This window comes from Paenibacillus sp. JNU01 (assembly GCF_059130585.1).
Genome location: NZ_CP169723.1, coordinates 170,731 through 192,619, shown reverse-complemented (window position 1 = coordinate 192,619; position 21,889 = coordinate 170,731). Strand labels below are relative to the sequence as shown.

13 protein-coding genes are annotated in these 21,889 nt (G+C 44.6%); 5 read left to right on the top strand and 8 right to left on the bottom strand.

Annotated elements, in window-relative coordinates; genetic code table 11:
* Positions 1-61 precede the first annotated feature (61 nt).
* The gene (locus NLBNIHML_RS00705; protein ID WP_494353517.1) at positions 62-3,799 is read right to left on the bottom strand and encodes an alpha-L-arabinofuranosidase family protein; all 3,738 of its coding nucleotides are present in this window, start codon (positions 3,797-3,799) and stop codon (positions 62-64) included.
* A 395-nt stretch (positions 3,800-4,194) separates the two neighbouring features.
* On the opposite strand from NLBNIHML_RS00705, the gene abnB reads away from it, so the two are divergent.
* Positions 4,195-6,612, top strand: a complete 2,418-nt coding sequence (abnB, locus tag NLBNIHML_RS00700) for an arabinan endo-1,5-alpha-L-arabinosidase AbnB (RefSeq protein ID WP_494353516.1) — start codon at positions 4,195-4,197, stop codon at positions 6,610-6,612.
* 199 nt (positions 6,613-6,811) lie between these two features.
* Here the strand turns inward: abnB and NLBNIHML_RS00695 are convergent, their stop codons facing one another.
* Positions 6,812-7,366: a helix-turn-helix domain-containing protein gene (locus tag NLBNIHML_RS00695; RefSeq protein ID WP_494353515.1), complete on the bottom strand. Its 555-nt coding sequence runs from the start codon at positions 7,364-7,366 to the stop codon at positions 6,812-6,814.
* A 130-nt stretch (positions 7,367-7,496) separates the two neighbouring features.
* On the opposite strand from NLBNIHML_RS00695, the gene NLBNIHML_RS00690 reads away from it, so the two are divergent.
* Positions 7,497-8,078, top strand: coding sequence for a LysE family transporter (locus tag NLBNIHML_RS00690; protein ID WP_339242329.1), 582 nt, complete (start codon positions 7,497-7,499; stop codon positions 8,076-8,078).
* Between the two features lie 51 nt (positions 8,079-8,129).
* Here NLBNIHML_RS00690 and NLBNIHML_RS00685 read toward each other — a convergent pair whose 3' ends face one another.
* Positions 8,130-9,107 carry an MBL fold metallo-hydrolase gene (locus NLBNIHML_RS00685; RefSeq protein WP_494353514.1) on the bottom strand — a complete coding sequence of 326 codons (978 nt, stop codon included), beginning with the start codon at positions 9,105-9,107 and terminating at the stop codon, positions 8,130-8,132.
* Positions 9,108-9,309: 202 nt separating this feature from the next.
* Between NLBNIHML_RS00685 and NLBNIHML_RS00680 the strand changes: the two genes are divergently transcribed.
* Positions 9,310-10,287, top strand: a complete 978-nt coding sequence (locus NLBNIHML_RS00680) for an alpha/beta fold hydrolase (protein WP_494353513.1) — start codon at positions 9,310-9,312, stop codon at positions 10,285-10,287.
* 85 nt (positions 10,288-10,372) lie between these two features.
* Here NLBNIHML_RS00680 and NLBNIHML_RS00675 read toward each other — a convergent pair whose 3' ends face one another.
* From NLBNIHML_RS00675 to NLBNIHML_RS00665, 3 genes are all read right to left on the bottom strand, one after another.
* The gene (locus tag NLBNIHML_RS00675; RefSeq protein ID WP_339260908.1) at positions 10,373-11,020 is read right to left on the bottom strand and encodes a serine/threonine-protein kinase; all 648 of its coding nucleotides are present in this window, start codon (positions 11,018-11,020) and stop codon (positions 10,373-10,375) included.
* Between the two features lie 304 nt (positions 11,021-11,324).
* The gene (locus NLBNIHML_RS00670) at positions 11,325-12,806 is read right to left on the bottom strand and encodes a DHA2 family efflux MFS transporter permease subunit (RefSeq protein ID WP_339243053.1); all 1,482 of its coding nucleotides are present in this window, start codon (positions 12,804-12,806) and stop codon (positions 11,325-11,327) included.
* 68 nt (positions 12,807-12,874) lie between these two features.
* Positions 12,875-13,462, bottom strand: a complete 588-nt coding sequence (locus tag NLBNIHML_RS00665; protein ID WP_339242321.1) for a TetR/AcrR family transcriptional regulator — start codon at positions 13,460-13,462, stop codon at positions 12,875-12,877.
* 264 nt (positions 13,463-13,726) lie between these two features.
* Between NLBNIHML_RS00665 and NLBNIHML_RS00660 the strand changes: the two genes are divergently transcribed.
* On the top strand, positions 13,727-15,529 hold the full coding sequence (locus NLBNIHML_RS00660; RefSeq protein WP_494353512.1) for a collagen-like triple helix repeat-containing protein: 1,803 nt from the start codon (positions 13,727-13,729) through the stop codon (positions 15,527-15,529).
* Positions 15,530-16,005: 476 nt separating this feature from the next.
* On the opposite strand, the gene NLBNIHML_RS00655 is transcribed toward NLBNIHML_RS00660, so the two are convergent.
* Together NLBNIHML_RS00655 and NLBNIHML_RS00650 are read right to left on the bottom strand one after the other, a co-directional pair.
* Complete coding sequence (locus tag NLBNIHML_RS00655; protein WP_494353511.1) at positions 16,006-19,245, bottom strand: bifunctional cytochrome P450/NADPH--P450 reductase; 3,240 nt, start codon at positions 19,243-19,245, stop codon at positions 16,006-16,008.
* A gap of 307 nt (positions 19,246-19,552) precedes the next feature.
* Entirely contained in the window at positions 19,553-20,482 is a 930-nt protein-coding gene (locus tag NLBNIHML_RS00650; protein WP_339242315.1) for an NAD(P)/FAD-dependent oxidoreductase, read from the bottom strand.
* Positions 20,483-20,937: 455 nt separating this feature from the next.
* Here NLBNIHML_RS00650 and cyoE point away from each other — a divergent pair, with 455 nt between their 5' ends.
* Positions 20,938-21,867, top strand: coding sequence for a heme o synthase (gene cyoE, locus NLBNIHML_RS00645; RefSeq protein WP_253434982.1), 930 nt, complete (start codon positions 20,938-20,940; stop codon positions 21,865-21,867).
* The last annotated feature ends 22 nt before the right edge of the window (positions 21,868-21,889 follow it).

The following is a 21,889-nucleotide window of genomic DNA, read 5'->3' as shown; positions in this document are numbered from 1 at the left end:
AAGGCCCCCTTATCGGAGACAACTGATGTCTACATAAAGGGGCCTTTGTTTATATATTTTCTTACTGAAGATCCATAATAAGAACATTTACCGAATGAGCTGACAAATCAACAATCACTGATTCACCATTCAATTTTATCTCCTGTTCTTGGGGAACCACTTTCTCATCATTCTTCTGATTCACATTTGGAATATGCACCAAATGATCTTCTCCGGTAAGCGTGAGCAGTCTGGCTGAAGCTTCCACATTCAGATCCTGAAGGCAAATCCGGATTGATTTATCCACATCATCTGCATTCACCAGCTTCACATACACATGCCGTGCGTCCTTCGTAACGGATTGGAATACTTCCCGGTTGTAGGCTTCCAGCTTGTAATCCAGAACTTTGCTGGGATGGAGACCATCTGTATACGAGCAGATCAGATTCTTTCCTGTATCCCCACCATAGTTAACCGTAATCCTATAATCGGTCCCATTCTCGATTGGTTCATAATTGGCCGCTCTCAGATTACCTGCTGCTGAACTGGATGAGTAATCTCCCAGTGTATAACCCTCGACCCCTTGTTTGTACACCTTCACGCCTGTTGCGTTCCCGTCGTAACTGATTGCGTACTCGATGACATCCTTGTTCTCAGGTGAGATATCCGTCAATCCCACGCCGATGTAAAAACCATCCTCACCCGAAATTCTCTCCGCCTCAACGTGCACCTTGTAGTTGGTCCATTCGCCATTCAGCAGGTACAGTCCATTTAATCCAGTAGTTTGTGCTCTCAAGATGAGCCCTTTTCCTGCGGTTAACATGTATCCTTCCGATCCGGGAATCTGGCTCCATGCCTCACTAAGCTCTGTACCTTCCCTGAAATCTTCTTCAAATATCAAGCTGCCATCCACATTGGACGTGACGGTGACTCGTTTCACCACGATGTCTGCATTCCCTGTCGCAATCTCGATGCCGCCACGTGGAATGAGATTCAGCGGTTTGCCTTTGCTATATGTGGAGAACGAAGTCGCAAGGACCTGATCCCCTATATATTTTGCAAAAAGCTGCTGCACATAATAATTCGGTGTGTACCACACCGTTTCATCATCAAACCAAATGCAGTCCGGCGTCCAGCGGTAGGTCCCGTCCGTTAGTACTTTGTTGAACAATGGCGCATAGGCAGCCAGACGAACAACGTCCGCATTATTTTCAAAGCCGGTCATGATCGCAGCTTCCGCAACCGCACCTGCCAGTGTATTTTTGTCCGTGGAAGCATACTCTCCCACAAACACTTTGGATGTTTCTTTCCAGTCGACACTTCCGTCTTCATGATAGGCCCGGTCATAGTAGTTGTAACGATCCACGTTATTCAGCAAATATTCATTGGATCGATAGTAGTGCTCATCTGCGATGGTGTCCATATAATTGTCCTGATTCTCATACCAGGTTACGGTCTCCTCAATGACCTCTGTACCATCTGCAAAAGCAACTTGGGCTGATCCGGTCAGATTTCCGCTGAGGAACTTCCATCCTTCCTGATACGCATCATCATCCGCCTGAGCACCAACCGTCGAGATAATGTGCAGCTCATGATCCGGATAATTCCGTTTCATGTACTCATCTATCGAGCTTTTGAATACTTCGAAATTGGCAAAAAATTCAGTGCCCCAGTTCTCATTACCTACACCCAGATAACGAAGATCGAACGGTTCAGGATGTCCCATCTGGCTTCGTACCGCCGCCCATTCGTTGTGTTCAACATCTGTACTGAGTGCAAAGTCGATCAGGTCGGTGAAGTTGCGGATATAATATTCCCTTAATGCGCCACCCGCAGGGTGAGCATAATCCGAACGTGCCTGACATAACACACCGCAAGCCATCACCGGAACCGGAGCAGCATTCAGATCCTCCGCCAACTGGAAGTACTCCATATAACCAAGCCCCATCGTCATCATGTAACCCCAGACATTATAATTCTCTTTGCGCAGCTCAACGGGTCCTACAGAATCCTTCCAATCGTATACGTTGTCCCATATGAAGGACCCTTCCGAGATACATCCTCCCGGAAAACGCAGGAACTTTGGATGCAGATCTGCGAGTGCCTGAATTAGATCTTTTCTCAATCGATAGTTCGGATTACCTGTGTAGTTGGCATGTGCTGTAGCGGATATTCCTTCTTCTGTCGGATCAGCTCCCCATACATTCTGAGGCACTAAAGACACCATATCAACAGATATGTCACTCGCAAACGTAAGTGCCAGTTGACCAAGTACAGTATGTTTTCCGGTAAGTGACAAGCCGTATTTCTTCCATGTGTTCCCGCCTTCAACATGTAACGTTACCGAATCACTGATGGAAGTGTCTTCTCTATCCTGTAATTGAACAGTGATTGTTCCTGCCGACTCTGCTTTTGCCCATACGGTAAAATCATACGCCTCACCCTGCTTGATAGACATGGCACAATGCTGGTTGGAGTCTGAGAATCCACGATTTCGAATCGTTGCCCCATCCTGAACGGTGACATAATAAGCATTTACTTCGGGATCTTGCACGTTAAAATGTGTATTTAATCCCTCCGTATGCTGCACGAGCATCTTCTCGGTATCCCCTGACCAGGCAAACAAAGGTTCACGATTTCGACCTGTCGAACAACCACATTCCCCCGAATCATGTGAATATGTATCAAATGCAAAAGATTCAAATGATCGATTCTGAACAAGCTCCGCATAGATCCCGCCATCAGCGGCGTTATTAATATCCTCATAGAACAAACCATACATCACTTCACTGATGTCAGCCACCTTCTGATCTCCATGGATGGTGATCGTATACGGCGGGACGTGCGCCGGCACAACAGACACGTCAAAGCTTTGGCTCAGCTTGCTATCACCTTTGTTCAGAAGCGCACGGAGCGTAACCTCTTGTGCTGATGTAATTGCCTGAACCTCTCCATTCTCAGACAGGACTTCCGGATTACTGGAACTCCACTGTACCGTCACTTTATCACCCAGTAAATGTGTGGGTAGTGACACATCTTTGGTGATAATTCGGTTAGGGAAGGACAAATACTTGTCTGCCGCTAGCTTCACAATCGCTTCATCTGTCAGTGATTCACACATCACTTCAATCACCTGATCCATGGTGAGCGCTGCCCCATAGATCCGAAAGTCGGACAACGAACCTGCAAAATCCACATCAGCTGCGTATTGGGAGCGTCCAATATAGTTCTGGTTATAATTCTCAGGGTCCTTGAACGTATCAAACCAATTGCGCAGTTTGGCATAATTGCCACTGGATGTCTGACTGATCGAACCGTCTGCGGCTTTCTCCCCGTTCACATACACAATCGGACCTGCACTGCTGAGCGTCCCTCCTTGGCTGCCTGCCACGGAGAGTGCAATATGCATCCATTCACCGCTTACAACTCCCCCACTTGGGTGAACAACCAGATTATCTCCGGCATATAACGTACCCAGGAGCTGACGCGTCAGAAACATATACGGTCCCTTCTCTCCTTTGCCAAAGTCAAAAATGCGTTCCCACACATTAGACCCCTTGCCCAGGAACACCCAAGTGGCAATTGTAATTCCTGTGTTATCGCTTACATTCCGAAGTAGATCCGAAGGTAACTGCAGATAAGAAGTTCCATTCACTCCCCCGCTAAAAGTTACAGCCGATCTGCCTTTCACTTTGGATCCCACTGGCAGAATCTCGCCTTTTGCCAAACTATCATGCCCATTCCCGGAGTTGTCTTTACCGATCTGAACAGCATCTTCGAATGTGTACCGTGCGATTAATTGGTTTTGATACGAAGTCATGTGCTAACCTCCTATGTAGTGTAGAATTGTCTTCCCCTATTTTGATTCGCATAATTATAAAATGATTGATAAAAGTTTAAAGACATAATCTAAACGTAATACTATCGCATTACAGAGCCTCATTTCAATCCTAAATTTAAAAATGACTCCTGTTTTATTTATGTTTATTTCTATGTAAGAAGCTTGGTCGGTCCATCTCTCTGCTCTTATTTTTATTCATTTTGCTATAAATCCATCATATTTATGGTTTACAAACATATAAACCAATTGATAATATATCAAATGAAAGCGCTTGATTATGATAGGATACTCAAAGGAGGTCTGCTGAACCTTATATCGTGTGTTGCCAAGTATCGCGTTATTTTTCATTCCGGGAATTAGGAAAGGGGAAAAATATGAAACGTTATTGGGTAAATGTACTTAACATTTCTGTACTAAGCACCGTATTACTTACAGCAACAACTTTGACGCCGGTCTCGGTGTTCGCCAATGGTTCAGGGGCAACTGTGGGTAACGCACAGACTTCCATTACACCAATCGTAAATCCAGCTCCATCATTCAAAAATGTTTCTGTTCATGACCCTTCTGTCATTAAGGTGGAGGATACCTTTTATATTTTTGGATCACACCTGCAAGTAGCCAAGTCCAAAGATTTTCTGAACTGGGACCTCGTCGCCTCCGGCGTTACGGATAACAATCCTGTTGTCCCCAATGTAACCAAGGAATTCGCTGAAGCGCTGGAATGGGCACAGACAGATACGTTATGGGCGGCAGATGTCATTCAGCTCGCAGACGGTAAATTTTATATGTACTACAATGCCTGTAAAGGAGACTCTCCACGCTCAGCCCTAGGAATTGCTGTCGCAGATAACATTGAAGGACCTTATAAGGACCAAGGCATACTGTTGAAATCTGGCATGTGGGATCAGATCAGTGAGGATGGTACCATTTACGATGCAACGATTCATCCCAATGTGGTTGATCCTGATGTCTTTTATGATAAAAACGGCAAGTTATGGATGGTGTATGGCTCCTACTCCGGGGGAATTTTCATTCTGGAGATGGATGAGACGACAGGCAAACCGCTGCCGAATCAAGGTTATGGCAAAAAGCTGACCGGAGGAAACCATAGTCGTATTGAAGCACCTTATATGCTCTACAGTCCCGAAACCGATTATTATTATCTGTACCTGTCTTACGGCGGACTGGGTGCTGACGGAGGATATAACATTCGAGTTGCTCGTTCCCAAACGCCGGATGGTCCTTTCCTAGATGCCGAAGGAAACGATATGATCAACGTTAAAGCGGACAAGGATAAACCGCTATTTGATGATCGTTCCATTGAGCCTTTTGGAGTCAAATTAATGGGGAACTTCCTGTTCGAGAGACAGATTGGCGATCCAGGCACAGGCCTGGGAACAGGTTATGTATCACCGGGACACAACTCAGCTTATATTGATGCGGAGACAGGCAAACAATATCTGATCTTCCATTCCCGTTTTCCAGGGCGTGGTGAAGAACATGAAGTCCGCGTACATGAGATGCATATGAATGCAGACGGTTGGCCCGTCGTTTCTCCGTATCGCTATGCTGCCTTGGGAGAGGATACAACGCAATTGACAGCTCAGGATATCTCCGGTCAGTACCAGTGGGTGAATCACGGTAAGGACATCACGGCGGACATCAAGCCATCGCAGGCCGTTCAGTTCACAGTAGATGGGAAGATTCATGGTGCCGTGACAGGAACATGGAGTCTCGGCACAGACAACAAAGTTCAGATTACATCGAATAACGTTGTGTACAACGGCGTTTTCACACATGAATGGAATTCGGAATCCCAAAGTACGGTTCTGACCTTTAGCGCCCTCTCCTCCTCCGGGATTGCCGTCTGGGGAAGTCAAGGTGTTGAACGGAGTGATCAGGACATTGTAGATGCAATAAAAAATGATCTGAGCATTGGTAATACGGATCATGTGTTCTTTAATCTCTCACTGCCTTCAAAGGGCTCAAGTGATGCAGACATTACGTGGAAAAGCTCAAACCCTTCGGCTCTATCAGCTACTGGTGTAGTGCAGCGACCACGCGCTGGCAAGGGGGATGCCAAAGTGAAATTAACTGCTACTATTCGTAAAGGTACTGCGGTAAGCTTCAAAACGTTCAACGTGATTATTCCGCAGCAAGCGGTAAGCCCATTGCTCGGGGAGTATACGTTTGAACACAAGAAAATTGCAAAAATCGCACAGGATGACAGTAAGAACAAATATCATGGACAAGCCTATAATGTGGTGAGTTCTGCTGCAGGTGGCAAAAATCAGGCTGCCACATTTAACGGGACCAACAGTTACATCCAGTTGCCTGGACTCCTGACTGATACCACGGATTTTACGTTTAGCGCTTGGGTCAATTGGGATGGTGGCGGGTCCTGGCAGCGTATTTTCGACTTTGGAAATGGCTTGACGAGACACATGTTCCTTACTCCATCCCAGCATAATGGAGCATTACAATTCACCATCCATAATGAGGGACGGGATCAGAGTCTGATTGCTGCAAATCCCTTGCCTTCCAAGGAGTGGGTTCATGTGGCTGTAACTCTTCAAGGGGATGTGGCTACTCTATATGTGAATGGTACATCTGTTGCAAGCAGCTCTGAGATCTCCTTTAATCCGAAGGATCTGCAAGTGACAGAAGCTTATCTGGGCAAAAGTCGTTATGAGGCTGATCCGTTCTACAAAGGTAGTCTGGATAATGTTAAAGTGTACGATAAAGCATTAACAGCCAAGGAAATTCAGCGTCAGGCCAAAGAAAAGCCTTAACCCAGCCATAACATAGTCGCTGTTCTGCATAACGAACACACACACCAATAAAGCAGCCAATGGTTTGAACGGTATCCTCTTTGTCATTTGTCAGACTGAAGGAGGTGCAGTTCAATGACCAGGCTGCTTTATTGTCATTTCATTCATGTATGCATACATTCGTTCATCGTTCGTTACCTTCACAGTTGGCTCTTGGCGTTCACTTCGAATAATGAATAACCATGTTTAATTTATTGGTCTTAGCACCAGCGTTAACATAGGCATGAGGCTTGTCCGCTCCAAAACGAATGGATTCCCCTTGGTTCACCGTATATTCTTCCGTCCCAACTCGAATCGTAACTTCCCCTTCAAAGACCGTAATAAATTCTTCCGTACCTTCGATATGCGATTCTGCATTTAACGCAGACTGAGAGTCCATCTCCATCATATATATTTCAAAACGCCGCCCCTCTTCAAAAGGAAAATGAGGATATATTCGTACCCTTCCCTCATCCTCCACCAATACTTGAATATCATCGCCCGTTACAACGGTAGTATCTGACTTCGGTTCGTGGATCAAAGCAGTAAAAGAAATTTTCAGGCCGTTGGCAATCTTCCATACGGTTGCAATCGATGGATTGGATTCGCCACGTTCAATCTGACCCAGCATGGTCTTACTGATACCGGACATTTCGGCAACCTTGTCCAGACTAAGCTTTCTTTGTTCCCTAAGCTGTTTCAAGTTTTGGGCAAGAATATTATTAATGTTCTTCAAAATCCATCCTCCTCCATATATAAACAAGTTGTGCTTTATAGCGTACGTATTGTACAATTATAAAGAACATACGTTATAGCGCACATTTTAGTTTATTATATCACACAACTTGAGAAGACATGGAGGACACATGAACATCATACCTTTGGTGACATACGCAATCATCGCATCATTTACACCGGGCCCCAACAATATCATTTCCATGACGCATGCAAGAAATAAGGGTTTCCGCAAGACCCTACCGTTTATTAGTGGAGTTGCAGCCGGTTGCTTGCTTATTATGTTTTTGTCCAGCTATTTCAACCTTATTCTGCATCAATATATCCCCAAGATCACACCCGTTTTGAACCTGTTGGGATGTGTGTACATGCTTTACCTGGCAATCAAAATTATGCGAAGCAAACCTGCAGATACGGAAGAAAACACAGTGAATCATTATTCATTTCTATTTGGGTTCACCCTGCAATTCATTAATCCCAAAGTCATTCTGTATGGACTTACGGCCATATCCGTTTTTGTTCTGCCTCTTGGGCAATCCCATGTTCAACTTATCGCATTTTCCTTGCTGCTCACCTTCATCGGGATTAGCGCCAATATGACCTGGGCTTTTGGTGGACTATTATTCCAGAGCTTTCTATTGCGATATGAACGTCCAGTTAATATCGTGATGGGTATAATGTTAATCTACAGTGCCCTATCGATCCTGATGTAAAATGCAACAGAAAAAGCGTCCACTCATTGAATGAGCTGAACGCTTTTAATTTCAACCGAGTTCCGGTCTCCACCATGGATGTGTAGGGTAGTGATCCGTATGAAGTACAACCTTCTCGCCAATTTTAGGTGTTGCAATCTTAACATTCATAGCATGTGCTGCCTTGGTGATCCGTTCGACCGGTTCATTCCAGGCATGATAAGCCAGCGTAAATGCGGCCCAATGAATCGGGATAAGCAACTGGCCACCTACATCCAAATGCGCTTGCACCGTCTCTTCCGGCATCATGTGAATGTTGGACCACCGTTCGTCATATTGCCCGCATTCCATCAAAGTCAGATCAAATGGACCGTATTTACTGCCAATTTCCTTGAAGTGAGGACCGTATCCGCTGTCACCACTAAAGAACACTTTTGTATGTTGTCCAACGATGACCCACGAACACCATAAGGTAGAATTGCGGTCGAATAATCCTCTGCCTGAAAAATGTCGTGCTGGCGTACAAGCAAATGTCAGACCCTTGAACGATAACTCATCCCACCAGTTATGCTCGGTAATCTGCTCCGAAGGCACGCCCAGTTGAATCAGTCGACGACGGACGCCAAGCGGCACGATAAATCGCTTTGTTTTATCCTTCAATCTGCGAATGGAGTCATAGTCCAGATGATCATAATGGTCATGCGATATAATGATTGCATCCAGAGCCGGGAAATCCTCCGGTTGAATCGGTAGATTCGTGCTGTAACGTTTGGTACCCACCCAGGATACAGGGGATGGACGATTGCCCAGCATCGGATCAAAGAGCAACCTGTGACCCTCGATTTCAAGCAAAAACGCCGAGTGGCCGAACCATGTAACCTGCGGATGATCGGATGCACTGAATGACTCTGCAGGTTCACACATCACTATCGGCATCGTACCTGATGGCCTCCGCTCAACATCTCCACGCATGGAATCTCTCAATATACTGACCAAGGACTTAAAGTTCATGCCAGCTGATGTCGGAAGCTGATTTTCGTATTTTGTCATTGTTCATACCTTCTGTTCTATATAATCAATCTATGATTAAACATTTGGATAACATATATTCATATCGTAGCTATATATTAATTCATTGGCTGGTGATATTCAATTTTCGGTTAATTAAGATAGAATTAAGGCACGGTTTTCTCTCGTATAAGATTGGGCATATATAATTGAGAAAATACATCGAGAGAGTGTGTGAGAAACCATGAAGAAATGGCGTAAAAGATTAGTCAAGTTTTTGATATTCGACCTGGCGGTGCTTCTGTTGCTTCTCGGTACAGGGGTAATCTACCAACAAATAGGTGCAAGACAAGATGCAAAAATACTTGTGCCCCCTGGAGAGTTGTACAAAGTACATGGTGAAAATATGCATCTATATACGGGTGGAAAAGGCGATGTAACCGTAGTGCTCGCCTCCGGCTGGGGTACCGCTAATCCCTATGTAGATTATTATCCATTATATGAAAAGCTCGCTCCCAACACAAAATTCGCTGTATATGATCGATTTGGCTATGGATACAGTGATCAGACCGATAAGAAACGTGATGTTGATACCATAGCTGAAGAATTACACGAGTTGTTGCAGGTATCTGGACAGAAGCCACCTTATGTATTAGTTGGACATTCGCTCGGCTCGCTGGAGACCATCCGTTTCGCACAAAAATACCCGGATCTCGTTAAGGGTATCGTCATGATTGATGGTGGAAGCCCTGAATATTATTCGAAGGACGATGACTCTTTGGCAGACACAATTGGTGGTTTTGCTAATAAATTACGTATCCAAACCGGACTATTCCGCCTCTCCATGCAATCTGACTTGGTTGTCGAAACATCCAATGCCAACCGTAATGAACTGAAACTTGTACCTGAAGATTTAAAAAAATTGGATACAACTGCCCTACTACACAACTATGGTAATGAAAACACGTTGGATGAATTGCGTGAAATAGCTGAAAATGGAAAAGTGGTCGTAGATCACAAGCAACCATTTGCGTTTCCACTCACCATACTGACGGCTGACTACTTTGGTGCAAGTGAGCCCGAATGGGATAAAACACAAGCAGAATTCAAATCTTGGTCAGATGAATCGAAACAGGTAACCATTAAAGATACCGACCATTACATCCATCAATATCATCCTGACCTCGTTGCCGATGAAATATTGGCTATGGTGAAGAAGTAACTTACAATCTGCCAAAGTAATGCAAGGCTATAGTAAAAAAAGAAACCCCAAAGATTATCCATATCTCTGGGGTTTTAAGTATGATTTATTGTGCTATCGCCAGTCTTGGCCGTTGAGACCGGAAATCGTTGAAGGCTTGCTGGATCTCTGAAGAAGTAAGCTGGTGACGAATGAAATACTGCGCCATTGCCTCCATTTCGATTCGATCCCCATTGTAGATCTGTTCAATCTTTTGAATGACCTGCTCATACAGGCTCTCGCGTCTGGCTCTTACAGGCTCACACAACCAAAAGTCTATTCTTTTCACATTTCCGGTTTCCGTCCAAAGTAAATTTTCGTATCGGATAACATCCCAATCCCAATATCCGGCTTGAATCTGCTGAAGCTCTGTCGAGAACATATCATATATCAAGCTTGGAGGAATATGTCCATACGCCGCACGGTATTGTTTCAGATTACATGCGTCAATCCACTCTGTCAGGATGTACTCCCCTGGTGAATACGCATACAATTTAGGTGCATAAGGGTTATTTTGCAATGACCTAATTGCTTCACTTTCCATCTCCCCATCCAATCTTGCTCGTGAAGCGTATACCTTGAGACAATAGTCTTGCAATCTATATACAACCGAGCTATTACTAATAAGCGAAGCCTGTAGTGTGAGATGGCCATTTTTTTCGTAGTGTAACAGCATCTTTTCGATCGTGTTATCGATGGGATGAATGATTATCATAATGAGGTCTCCTTGCATAAAGATAAAAGATATAAATCGTTTTCGATTAATTAAAATTGCACGAATATATTCTATATTACCCTGTTATATTAGTATGAACATATACAATCTTGCAGGAACATGAAGTATTTGCTCAGAAATTCAATGTTTTGTGCTGCCGAAGACTGGCTATACACTTACTCTAATGGCTGAAACCCGTTTCACGTCAACACAAATTATTAACTAATAAATTTCACCTAATAAAAGAGCGATGCATCCTTATGGTTAAGGAACGCATCGCTCTTTATATTGCATAGGTATAATATTAATGCATTGGACCTTGTTGCTCTGGTGTAGATCCAACCTTGACTCGTTTTACGAAGAGTGAAGTGATCAAACCGATTATCGCCAGAACCAAAGCAAAGACGAAAGCGTTTTGTACTCCTGATGTGAAACCTGCCAGTTGATTCTCCGGGGTTTCCGGATTCGCCACACTACTTAGAAAGCTGGATTGCCCTGCACTCAATATACTTACCGCCACCGCAGTACCGATTGCTCCGGATACCTGCTGTAATGTATTCATGATTGCAGTACCGTGCGGATAATACTCACGAGGCAACTGGTTCAAACCATTGGTCTGTGCAGGCATCATAATCATCGAAATGCCGACCATCATGAACACATGCAACGTAATAATCGTACCAAGGGAAGTCGTCGCTTCAATACCTGTGTATAAGAACAGAACAATTGCCACGACAGTCATTCCAATAATCACAAGCCATTTCGGTCCAAACTTATCAAACAAACGTCCCATGACTGGTGATAAAAATCCATTCAACAAGCTGCCTGGTAATAGTACCAATCCAGCAGTCAACGCTGTCACAGCCATTCCCTGCTGAAGATACATAGGCAGGATTAACATGGAAGACAGAATCATCATCATACAGATGAAGACAAGAATCAAACCAATCGTAAACATTGGGTACTTGAAGGCACGCAAGTCCATCATAGGCTGTTTCATTCTCAACTGACGGATGCTGAACAGTAACAAGGACAGCACACCAACAACCAATGTGGATACAACGATCGGACTTGTCCAGCCCCCACCGGTATCCCCATGTCCACCTGCGCTACTGAAGCCGTATACGATACCACCAAAACCTAGAGTAGAAAGGATAATGGATAGTACATCGATTTTGGGCTTGGTCAATTTCGAAATATTCGGCAAGAACAGCAAGCCGCATACCAGTGAGATAATGAAGAACGGCAGCGAAATCCAGAAGATCCAGTGCCAGCTCAGATTAGCCAGGATCAGACCGGAGATACTTGGCCCGCTTGCTGGCGCAAACATGATAACCAAACCGATTAATCCCATGGCAGCACCACGTTTTTCAATCGGGAAAATAACCAATATCGTGTTAAACATCAGCGGCAGCAACAGTGCTGTACCTACAGCCTGTAGTACCCGTGCCACCAACAAAATTTCGAAGCTAGGTGCAAGCGCAGCAACAAATGTGCCTGCAATGGAGAAAATCAGGGACGTTGTGAATAGCTGTCTGGTTGTAAACCATTGCAACAGCATACCGGATACCGGCACCAGGATTCCCAACACAAGCAAGTAACCTGTGGTTAACCATTGAATCGTTGTAGGTCCTACTTCAAGCAGACCCATAAGTGGCGTCAAAGCCACGTTTAATGCCGTTTCCCCAAACAGACCAATAAAGCCGCTCAGCAGCATTGCGAACAAAATCGGAAATACCTTGTATTGCTTCGTTTCTTGTTGATTCTGTGCAGAATCAGCCTTCATGGAAACCTCCACGATCCCATCCTCCTCAAACGTATCGAACTTTCTTTTTCTCTGGCTCTTGCTATAACTCATTGAACCTGTTTGGCGTTCTTCGTCACAACCGACAAATACTCAGCAGCCGTCAGCAGAGGCTGTTTATCCTGATTGGTCAGGCTGATAATCAGTGCTCCCTCCATCAAAGAAATGATCAGAAGTGCAGTCTCCCGCGCCTTCTCTTCACCAACGCCATCCAGAATCAGATGTTTCTTAATGATATCCTGCCAATCTGCAAATACACCCTGACATGCAATACGCAACTGCTGACTAATACACGATGTCTCCACAGCTGCCCAGAAGCTAAATGGCAGAAATCCGGTAAACCCGGCTGCTTCTGTTTCATGAGCCAAATCATGAATAAATCTCTGAATGGCGTCCCCTGTATTATCATGGGCTGCAAATGTTTTCTCAAATGTCTGCAGGATCTGTTCATTGGCTTTTTGAATACACTCGTGCGCAAGCTCTTCCTTGCCATGAGGGAAATAATGATACAACGACCCTTTTGGCGTATTACTCTCTTTGATGATCTGATTCAGACCGGTCGCATGATATCCTTGTGAAAAAAACAGTCTCGCTGCTGTGCTGACAATGGACTCCCTAGCATTAGACTTTTCACTCAACGAAAGCCACTTCCTTCAAATAATTATAACAATCGGTCTATATAATTAAACCCGCTTAAATAGGCACTGTCAATCCTTTTTATTTCAAATTTTAGATGTAAGCATTTTCATATGGATTCATCACGCCATCTTTATTTTTTTATTGTTACCTTTCTTACATTTGTTTCTCAGAAAGTAGGGCACATTTCTCTAATCCAGAATAAACATACATCAGTGTGAGTGAATTACACATAATCACGATTTCTGAGAAAAGGAGTGAGAAACTTGGCAATCCTGCTAACTGGCCCTATTGATAATAGTCCAGTAAATGGCGTACGACCCACCCAGACGGTTTCAATTAAAATTGAAAATCAGAGTGCTGTAAACGCCGCGACTATACTCATACAGGGATATTCATTAATTACAACCAGAGCTTTATATGTGAGTGAGCAATTCACCATTTTACCTGGCGCAGTAGCTACACGTAGTTATTTTGCCGATATCAACAGCTTTGAATTCGTTATTACAGATACAGGCGCAACCCCTGAGGACATTTTAGTTTCTGTTTGGGGGAAAAACAGTGCCGGCTCTTTAGTTGCTGCTCATCGACTTGTTTATTCCGAATTATTTGGCAGTGAGAATTTTAATGGAGCTACCGGGGCTACCGGTACAACAGGCGCTACAGGAACTACGGGACTTACAGGACCTACTGGACCTACAGGAAATACAGGTGCTACTGGCGCAACGGGGCTCACTGGTGCCATCGGCACGACTGGAGCTACGGGTGCATCAGGATCTACAGGACCTACTGGTGTCTCTGGAGCCACAGGATCTACTGGGGCAACGGGCATCACAGGCGCTACTGGTATTTCTGGAGTTACAGGTATTTCTGGTTCAACAGGTGTTACAGGGGTGACGGGCGCCACTGGGGATACAGGAGCGACAGGTCTCACGGGTGCGGTCGGTATTACGGGGGCCACCGGCATTACTGGGGCATCAGGTCCTACGGGAGCTACAGGTATTTCCGGTTCAACAGGTGTTACAGGGGTGACGGGTGCCACTGGGGATACAGGTCCGACAGGTGTTACAGGATCAACAGGCGCTACTGGGGATACAGGTCCGACGGGCGTCACGGGTGCAACGGGTGATACTGGTCCATCAGGCGGTCCAGAAGGCCCTACGGGTGCAACGGGTAATACAGGTGCAACAGGTGCCATCGGAGTTACTGGTTCTACGGGGATTACTGGAGCTACTGGAGCCACCGGAGCTACTGGAGCCACCGGGGCCACCGGAGCTACTGGAGCCACCGGAGCCACTGGTGCCACTGGTGCCACTGGTGCCACTGGAGCTACGGGAGCTACGGGAGCTACGGGTACTGTACTGCCCGATCCCTTTAACGTATATGTTTTACAAGGCGCGGTGGGTGGAAATGGAACACAAGCTAGTCCCTTTGGAACGATTCAACAAGGTGTAACCGCGGTATCTCCAACGGGAACCGTTCATATTCTTGGTGGCACATACCCTATTACTGCAAATATTACTATTAATAAAGCAGGAGTAACTTTAATGGGCTATCCTAGTACAATTATCCTGTTACAAGCTGCTGTTATCCCTTTCACCATCATTGGAAGCGGAGTAACTGTAGACGGATTAACGATCACCAGTGACAATCCTTATGCTGTTGAGTTTATTCAATTAGGCGGAACCAACCACACCGTAAAAAACAATACCATATTCGGTCCTCCTCAAGCAGGTCCCTCTTCAGGTTGGGTTGTTAATCGTGGTCTCGTCACCCAGATTGGAAATATGACCGGATTAATTGTACGCAATAATATTTTTTATTCCTTGCGTCAACCAGCATACTTCAACCCTAACACGACTGGAGAAATCATCAGTAATGTAGTTTATAATACCAGAGGATTTGTGAATGATCAGGCCGTTATGGTTTTCTCTGGAAATTCATGGGGCAGTCCAGTCAATGCGGTGGATATTGCACTGCTCGCAGGTACAATAACAGGGCCTCCTTTCGATCCGCTTACCGATCTGAGTGCCAATAATAGCTCTGCAACAATTCAGGATTCCAGATAAGAATCATTTCTCGCTCTTACAAAGTGCCTAATCTAAAAAACAGCCGCCGATTTGGATGTGAAAGTCCAGATCGAACGGCTGTTTTTAGATTAACAGCAATGTTCCATTACTACTTAATAGTTAACATAACCTGCGTATATCACGGTCCATGTGTAACCTGTCTGACCATCAACTGATTTTAGTGTGAGGTTGTCCCCAGTATGGATCAACATTATAACTTGCTGTCATTGGAATATCACCAAGCGTTGGAATTGATTGAAGTTGAAGGTATACTGGCTGCAAGAGATGTGGAGCCAAGACTGAAACATGCAACGACGGTTAATAGACCAATCATAAGTTTCTTTTTCATCTTCATCTCCCTTTCGTATTTAAGTACATTTTCATCAAATATGATATTATTCTATCAAAATGTAATATTTTTCATATTTTAAAAATATTTTATTTATTTTATGTGAACTACTCTTTCATTTTAAGTTTTAATAGATACATTCAGAGGTTTCAACTGTTCGTTTATTACCTGCCCACACGTCCTGCAAATAACGTCCTTCAGCCTGAAGCTGAATGAGCCATTCTTTCGCTTGCTGGCTCGTTGCTCCCTGCACCTTCTGATACGCCTGCTGCAAAGCCTCTTCCACCGCAGGAGCCATCTGGCTTCCATCTCCACATACGTAGATTCTTCCATTGTTCATGAGCATATGAAGCAACTGCTCGGAATCCTCTTTCATCAGATCCTGTACGTACGTTTTGGGCTTGCCCTCCGCACGAGAAAAAGCAGTGTGTAACTTAACAATGCCTTCTCGTTCGAATCGTTCTAACTCCTGACGATAGATGAAATCTGAATCATCCCTGCATCCAAAGAACAAATGCGCCGCACTCAGCGGCAAACCTCTCTGTTTCATGACAGCTCTTGCCTGGAGGAACCCTCTGAACGGTGCAACCCCCGTTCCCGGTCCCACCATGATCATGGGAACATCGGCTTCTTCCGATAGAACAAATTCGGATTCCGGCGTCCGTACAAACATCAGTATACGTTCTCCGGATTGGCAACTGGCGAGGTATGATGAGGCAACGCCAAGGTATTCGCCCCTGCCACTCCACGCAGGCTCTCTTACTACCGATACGGTTATGCTTGCTTGCTCCGAATTCAGTCGTGGTGAGCTGGATATTGAATAATATCTGGGTTTAAGCGGCGGTAATAGTTCAATACACTTTTCAAAAGGCAACTCACACGCCTCATATTTTTCTAACAGGTCCAACATGGTGATTCGATGGGCAAGAATATAATCCCTATAGCCGTTCTCGTCCAACATGCCTTCCAGTTCACGCTTATGAGGGGGGCATACCGTATGATTAGCCAACTCCTGCAACTGTGTTCTGGTAGCAGGTGTTTGCAGTTCCACACATTGAGTGAGCAACTCTTGTACCTTGACGGGACGGTTAAGGGGAAGATGTGTAAGGTGTTTCGTGTCCGAAGTTAATTGTACATGGACATCTCCACTTAACCCGAACCGACTCAGAACCCGGTCCACATTCTGCGACTGATTGTTAGGCAACACGCCTAGATGATCGCCTTCTCTATAGGTCATACCTTTAGGAAGCAACACCTCAATGTGACGTGTGCTTCTCCCACTTCCCATCTCCTGAAGTTCTTTATTAACTAATACCGTGGCATAGCTGGCATCATATGTTTGTGCAAGCGGCATCTCAGCTTCCTGATGGACAAACTCCATTTGAATTCCCCTTGTGCTTGGCCGGGTTGGCTTCACTACTTCCGCGTTGATTCCCAGAGCGTTCAACACCTGCGGCCACAACATATGCTGCCATGCCTCGACTTGTTTCTCGATATCACCTCCGGCATCGGCTTCACCGCGGGATAACAATCGATTGCCACCTAAATTTTCAAGTTTCTCATCCATTAATCGCGGAATACTCTGGTATGTTCCCGACCAGCTTCGATCTCCACAGCCCAAAATTGCATAGTTCACATCCCGTGCATCCTCTGACTCCGCTTCCTTCAACCAGTCTACAAATGCTGTAGCATTTTGTGGTGGTTTACCATTATACGAAGCAGTGACGATGAGAACCACCCCCTGACGGGGTAAACGGCCCATCCATTCATTCAGAGTTGCAGCTTCACTTGGGATGCCATACGAACGACCTTTCTCCACAAGTTCCCTGGCAATGCCTTCTGCCGTTCCCAGATTGGAACCATACAACACCAGGAGTGATGGATCACCATCTGCTTCAACGAACACATTTTCTCCCATCTGACGGTCGCTTGCTACATTTTTATGAACAACATCAGGTTTCTCTTTTGCATATACAGTTGCCTTATTCATCGGCTGCGTAGCCGCGCGCGCTTTCACCTGGATTCGGAAGTCTCCCGGCTTCAACGTCAGCGTCTGTTTAACATCCAATTCATAATTGCTATAATCGATCAGCTCAAAATGTTTGAGAACCATGCCAAGCACAAGAGTTGCTTCATATAAAGCAAACTGCATGCCGATACATGCTCTCTCCCCATTACCAAAAGGTTTATACGCATGATGAGGCACTTTCGTCGTATCTTCGAATCGCTCTGGACGGAACAGCTCCGCATCCTCTCCCCAAGCCTCTCTGTCACGGTGAAGCTGGGGAAGAAGAATGCTGCAACTCTCCCCTTTCTTCAAGGGATATTTGCCACCTATGACGGTGTCTTCTTTGGCATATACATCAAAACCCGGGGCTGTTGGCCATAGACGTAGCGATTCACTTAGAATCATGCGAATATAGGCAAGCTGAAGAATTTCCTCGTACTGTGGTGAGTCACTGACCAAAATCTGATCTACCTCGTCGTACGCCTTTTGAAGGGATTCAGGATTGTTCAATAAGAAATACAGGGCAAAAGATAACAAACCACTGGTTGTTTCATGTCCGGCAATCAGAAACGTAATAATCTGATAACGGATATTCTCATCATCCAGCATTTCTCCAGTCCCTGGATCTTTGCCATTCAACATACGAGCGAGCAAGTCAACCTCTTCAGATGCTGAACTCGCTTTACGTTCCTCTATAATTTGATCTACCAGAGAGAACATCGTCTGAATATCGTCCTGGAACTGTCGTTTGGTTTTGACCATCAGCAGATTCTGAATTTTCAAACGCGAGCTTTTCTGCATCGCTTCATTTAGTGCCCTGACCATGCTCTCAATAAAAGGACTGTGATCCTGTCTGTAAAAGCTGTTAAACCGATAATTGAATCCACATAGTCCAATGGTATCCAACGTAAGACGTGTCATATCGTCTGCAACATCAATCGTATCGTTGGAATTGAGGCGTGCCCACTTGTTGATTAACTGTTCGGCAATATCCACCATCATGGGATGATAACCTTTCATGGCCTGCTTGCTGAAAGTCGGAAGCAGAATGTTATGGGCCTTTTTCCAGTTGGGCTCTGATGTTCTACTAGTGAATAAACCATCGCCTCCAAAAGCACGGACGTTTTCGAGTTCATTGTATACAAACTTGTCAAAACGGGACACATCACATAACTCAGCAACAAGATCTGGCCCAGATACGATTAAACCGGAATAACCGGGCACGGTAAGTCGATATATCGGTCCATACTGTTCAGCCAGTGCACCTAGCGACAACGTTGGTTTATTTTTATCAATCAAAGGCAGATTTCCAAGCGGTCCATACATTTTAGGCTGTGGTATGTGAGTTGTATTATTCATGATGATCACCTCTTATCTGTACGTCATGGAGCAAGGTATTCGCCAACCAAGGGATGGCTGCTCTGTTTTCATTCATGTATGACCTCTCCTTTGCTTATAATTGATAGTTATATCTATCATTTAATAATATGATAAATCAATTTAAACTTGATATCAAATTTTCTTCCGGTTGCTCCCTCTCTTTGGAATCGTTCAACGTTAAGGCTGAAAACAACAAGTAGAGGATTGCATATGCAATCCCCTACTGTGTGAACTTGTGACGCTATCGCTATGGTTCTATTGGTTCTATAACACTGATTCATATAATCTAATGCTGACTTGGCTCATCCCACTTCTCAAAATTCAATTCAGTATTAATACTTACTGCAGACAATGCTCCCAGGGACGCAGCCGTAATGGCCTGATACAACTCAGAGGCTGCATCACCTGCACTGTACACACCCGCTATGGATGTTTTGCCCGAAGCATCAACGATAACTGTTCCTGATTCTGAAATATCACAACCGATGGCCTTCGGCAGTTCTGATCCGGTGAACAGTTTGGGTTGGAAGAAAACTCCCGTGCATGGAATCGCTGTACCGTCATTCAGTACAACTTGCTTTACCATTCCTTTTTCAGAGTCAATGGATTTAACTGGTGCATCGAATACAGTAACATGATGCTGTTTCAGCTCTTCACGCTCCTCATCGGTTAAGGAATCTGATCCATTCGTACAGATTGTATAACGATCTGTCCAGCCGGATATGACTTTTGCCATATGTAATGCCTTATCTCCACTAACGATGATGACCAACGACTGGTCTCTTAGCTCCCATCCGTCACAATATGGACACACAAACGCACTTTTGCCATAAACCTCTGTTAATCCGTTAATATCCAGAGGCAGATCTTTCTTACCTACTGCAAACAAAATCTTTTTCGTGCGATAGCTTGTCCCCTGTGTAGTCTGGATTACAAAATCACCATCACTACCTGTAACTGCTACTGCCGTATCCGATGCAAATTGAACTGAAGGGTATGCTGCAATCTGCTCTTTTGCCGCTTTGCGAAATTCACGAGGACTGGCCCCATCTCTCGTCACAAACCCATGCGTCTCCTTTGTAACCCAGTTTCGCGGTGTCTCATCGTCGATGACTACGACGTTCTTGCGGGCTCTGCCGAGTACAAGGGCTGCATTAAGCCCCGCTGGTCCTCCACCAATAATAAGTACATCCAAGAGTTGATTCGTATTACTCATATTATTCACCCTTTCCAGACATTTAATATCTCTAATTGACTTCTAAAAATAACCTCCGCTTTCTCTTAAGAAAAATCATTCGGAGATTTACGTAAAATCATTTAAAATAAAACCATTAAAGATATCTTATATCTACAATATACAAATCTCAGACATTTTGCAACCTATATCTTGGTTTACATTCTTCAATCCACCCTATGTGAGTTGAACAAAAGAACATTTACAATTACACTACTAATGATAGAACAAACTTCACATCACTGTTATCCACGGATTTTCTGCTTCTCTCCTGTAACACAGAAATAATTATTTAACAATTAAAAAAAACCTTGTTTTTAAATTGTTCACAATCAAATGACATTATTTTAAATACTAAAACGTTAATTAAATCACATAGTGTATTGAATGGTATAATAGCGACATAATATATAAGTATAGATATAGGAAGTGAGTTCTTGAAAACATTGAACAATGGTTCACAGACCAATATCAGCCTGGAGTATAGCTCGATTCCGAAAGTATTCTTCGATACGATCAAAATCGGAATCATCAAGTCCAACCTGATCGCCATGTTTGCGGGTTTAAGTTTGGCTTTATATGTATTTGATGCTTCAATCTTAGCTAATATTGTACCAATTATTCTTTCTTTTATCGGGTCTTCCCTTATTATTGGGGCAGCAGGGGTGTTTAACAACTTGTATGATCGCGACATTGACGCGATTATGGAGCGCACGAAGACACGTCCTACCGTTACGGGACGCGTAGATACCAAGTCGGGGTTAATTCTCGGTATTGCAATCACCATCATCGGGGGCATCATGTTGTACATCGCTTCCCCATCTGCTGCCGTATTCGGTATTTTGGGACTGTTGCTTTACGTGTTCCCATACACGATGTGGACCAAACGTACAACGATCTACAACACGGAAGTGGGAAGTCTTTCAGGGGCTGTGCCTCCGCTTATCGGTTGGGCAGCCATTTCACCGGAACTGGGTCATTTTGAGATCTGGGCATTGGTCGTAACGATGCTCCTATGGCAAATGCCTCACTTCTACGGCATTGCAATTCGTCGTTTTGACGAATACAAAGCGGCTGGTGTTCCCATGTTGCCTGTCGTTAAAGGTATTAGACGGACATACATTCAGACGAATGTATATCTGGTACTCTTGCTGATATCCAGCTTTTTATTCTGGCCGATGAGTCCTTTTGTCGCTATTGTGGCATTTCTGGTTACCTTGGCCTGGCTCATTCTCAGTGTGGCTACCTTTGATCGGAAAGAAACGGAGAAATGGTCCAAACGGATGTTTATCTTCTCCATTAACCATATCACTATTATCTTCTTGGTCATCATTGCGTATTCCTTGATTGCTCAAATGATGAGATAAAACCGTTACACTCGTTATAACG

Bases quoted from the DNA above. Each gene is read 5' to 3' on its own strand.
- NLBNIHML_RS00675 (WP_339260908.1), bottom strand. From the start codon at position 11,020: ATGATAATCATTCATCCCATCGATAACACGATCGAAAAGATGCTGTTA.
- abnB (WP_494353516.1), top strand. From the start codon at position 4,195: ATGAAACGTTATTGGGTAAATGTACTTAACATTTCTGTACTAAGCACC.
- NLBNIHML_RS00690 (WP_339242329.1), top strand. From the start codon at position 7,497: ATGAACATCATACCTTTGGTGACATACGCAATCATCGCATCATTTACA.
- NLBNIHML_RS00705 (WP_494353517.1), bottom strand. From the start codon at position 3,799: ATGACTTCGTATCAAAACCAATTAATCGCACGGTACACATTCGAAGAT.
- NLBNIHML_RS00685 (WP_494353514.1), bottom strand. From the start codon at position 9,107: ATGACAAAATACGAAAATCAGCTTCCGACATCAGCTGGCATGAACTTT.
- NLBNIHML_RS00655 (WP_494353511.1), bottom strand. From the start codon at position 19,245: ATGAATAATACAACTCACATACCACAGCCTAAAATGTATGGACCGCTT.
- NLBNIHML_RS00650 (WP_339242315.1), bottom strand. From the start codon at position 20,482: ATGAGTAATACGAATCAACTCTTGGATGTACTTATTATTGGTGGAGGA.
- NLBNIHML_RS00680 (WP_494353513.1), top strand. From the start codon at position 9,310: ATGAAGAAATGGCGTAAAAGATTAGTCAAGTTTTTGATATTCGACCTG.
- NLBNIHML_RS00670 (WP_339243053.1), bottom strand. From the start codon at position 12,806: ATGAAGGCTGATTCTGCACAGAATCAACAAGAAACGAAGCAATACAAG.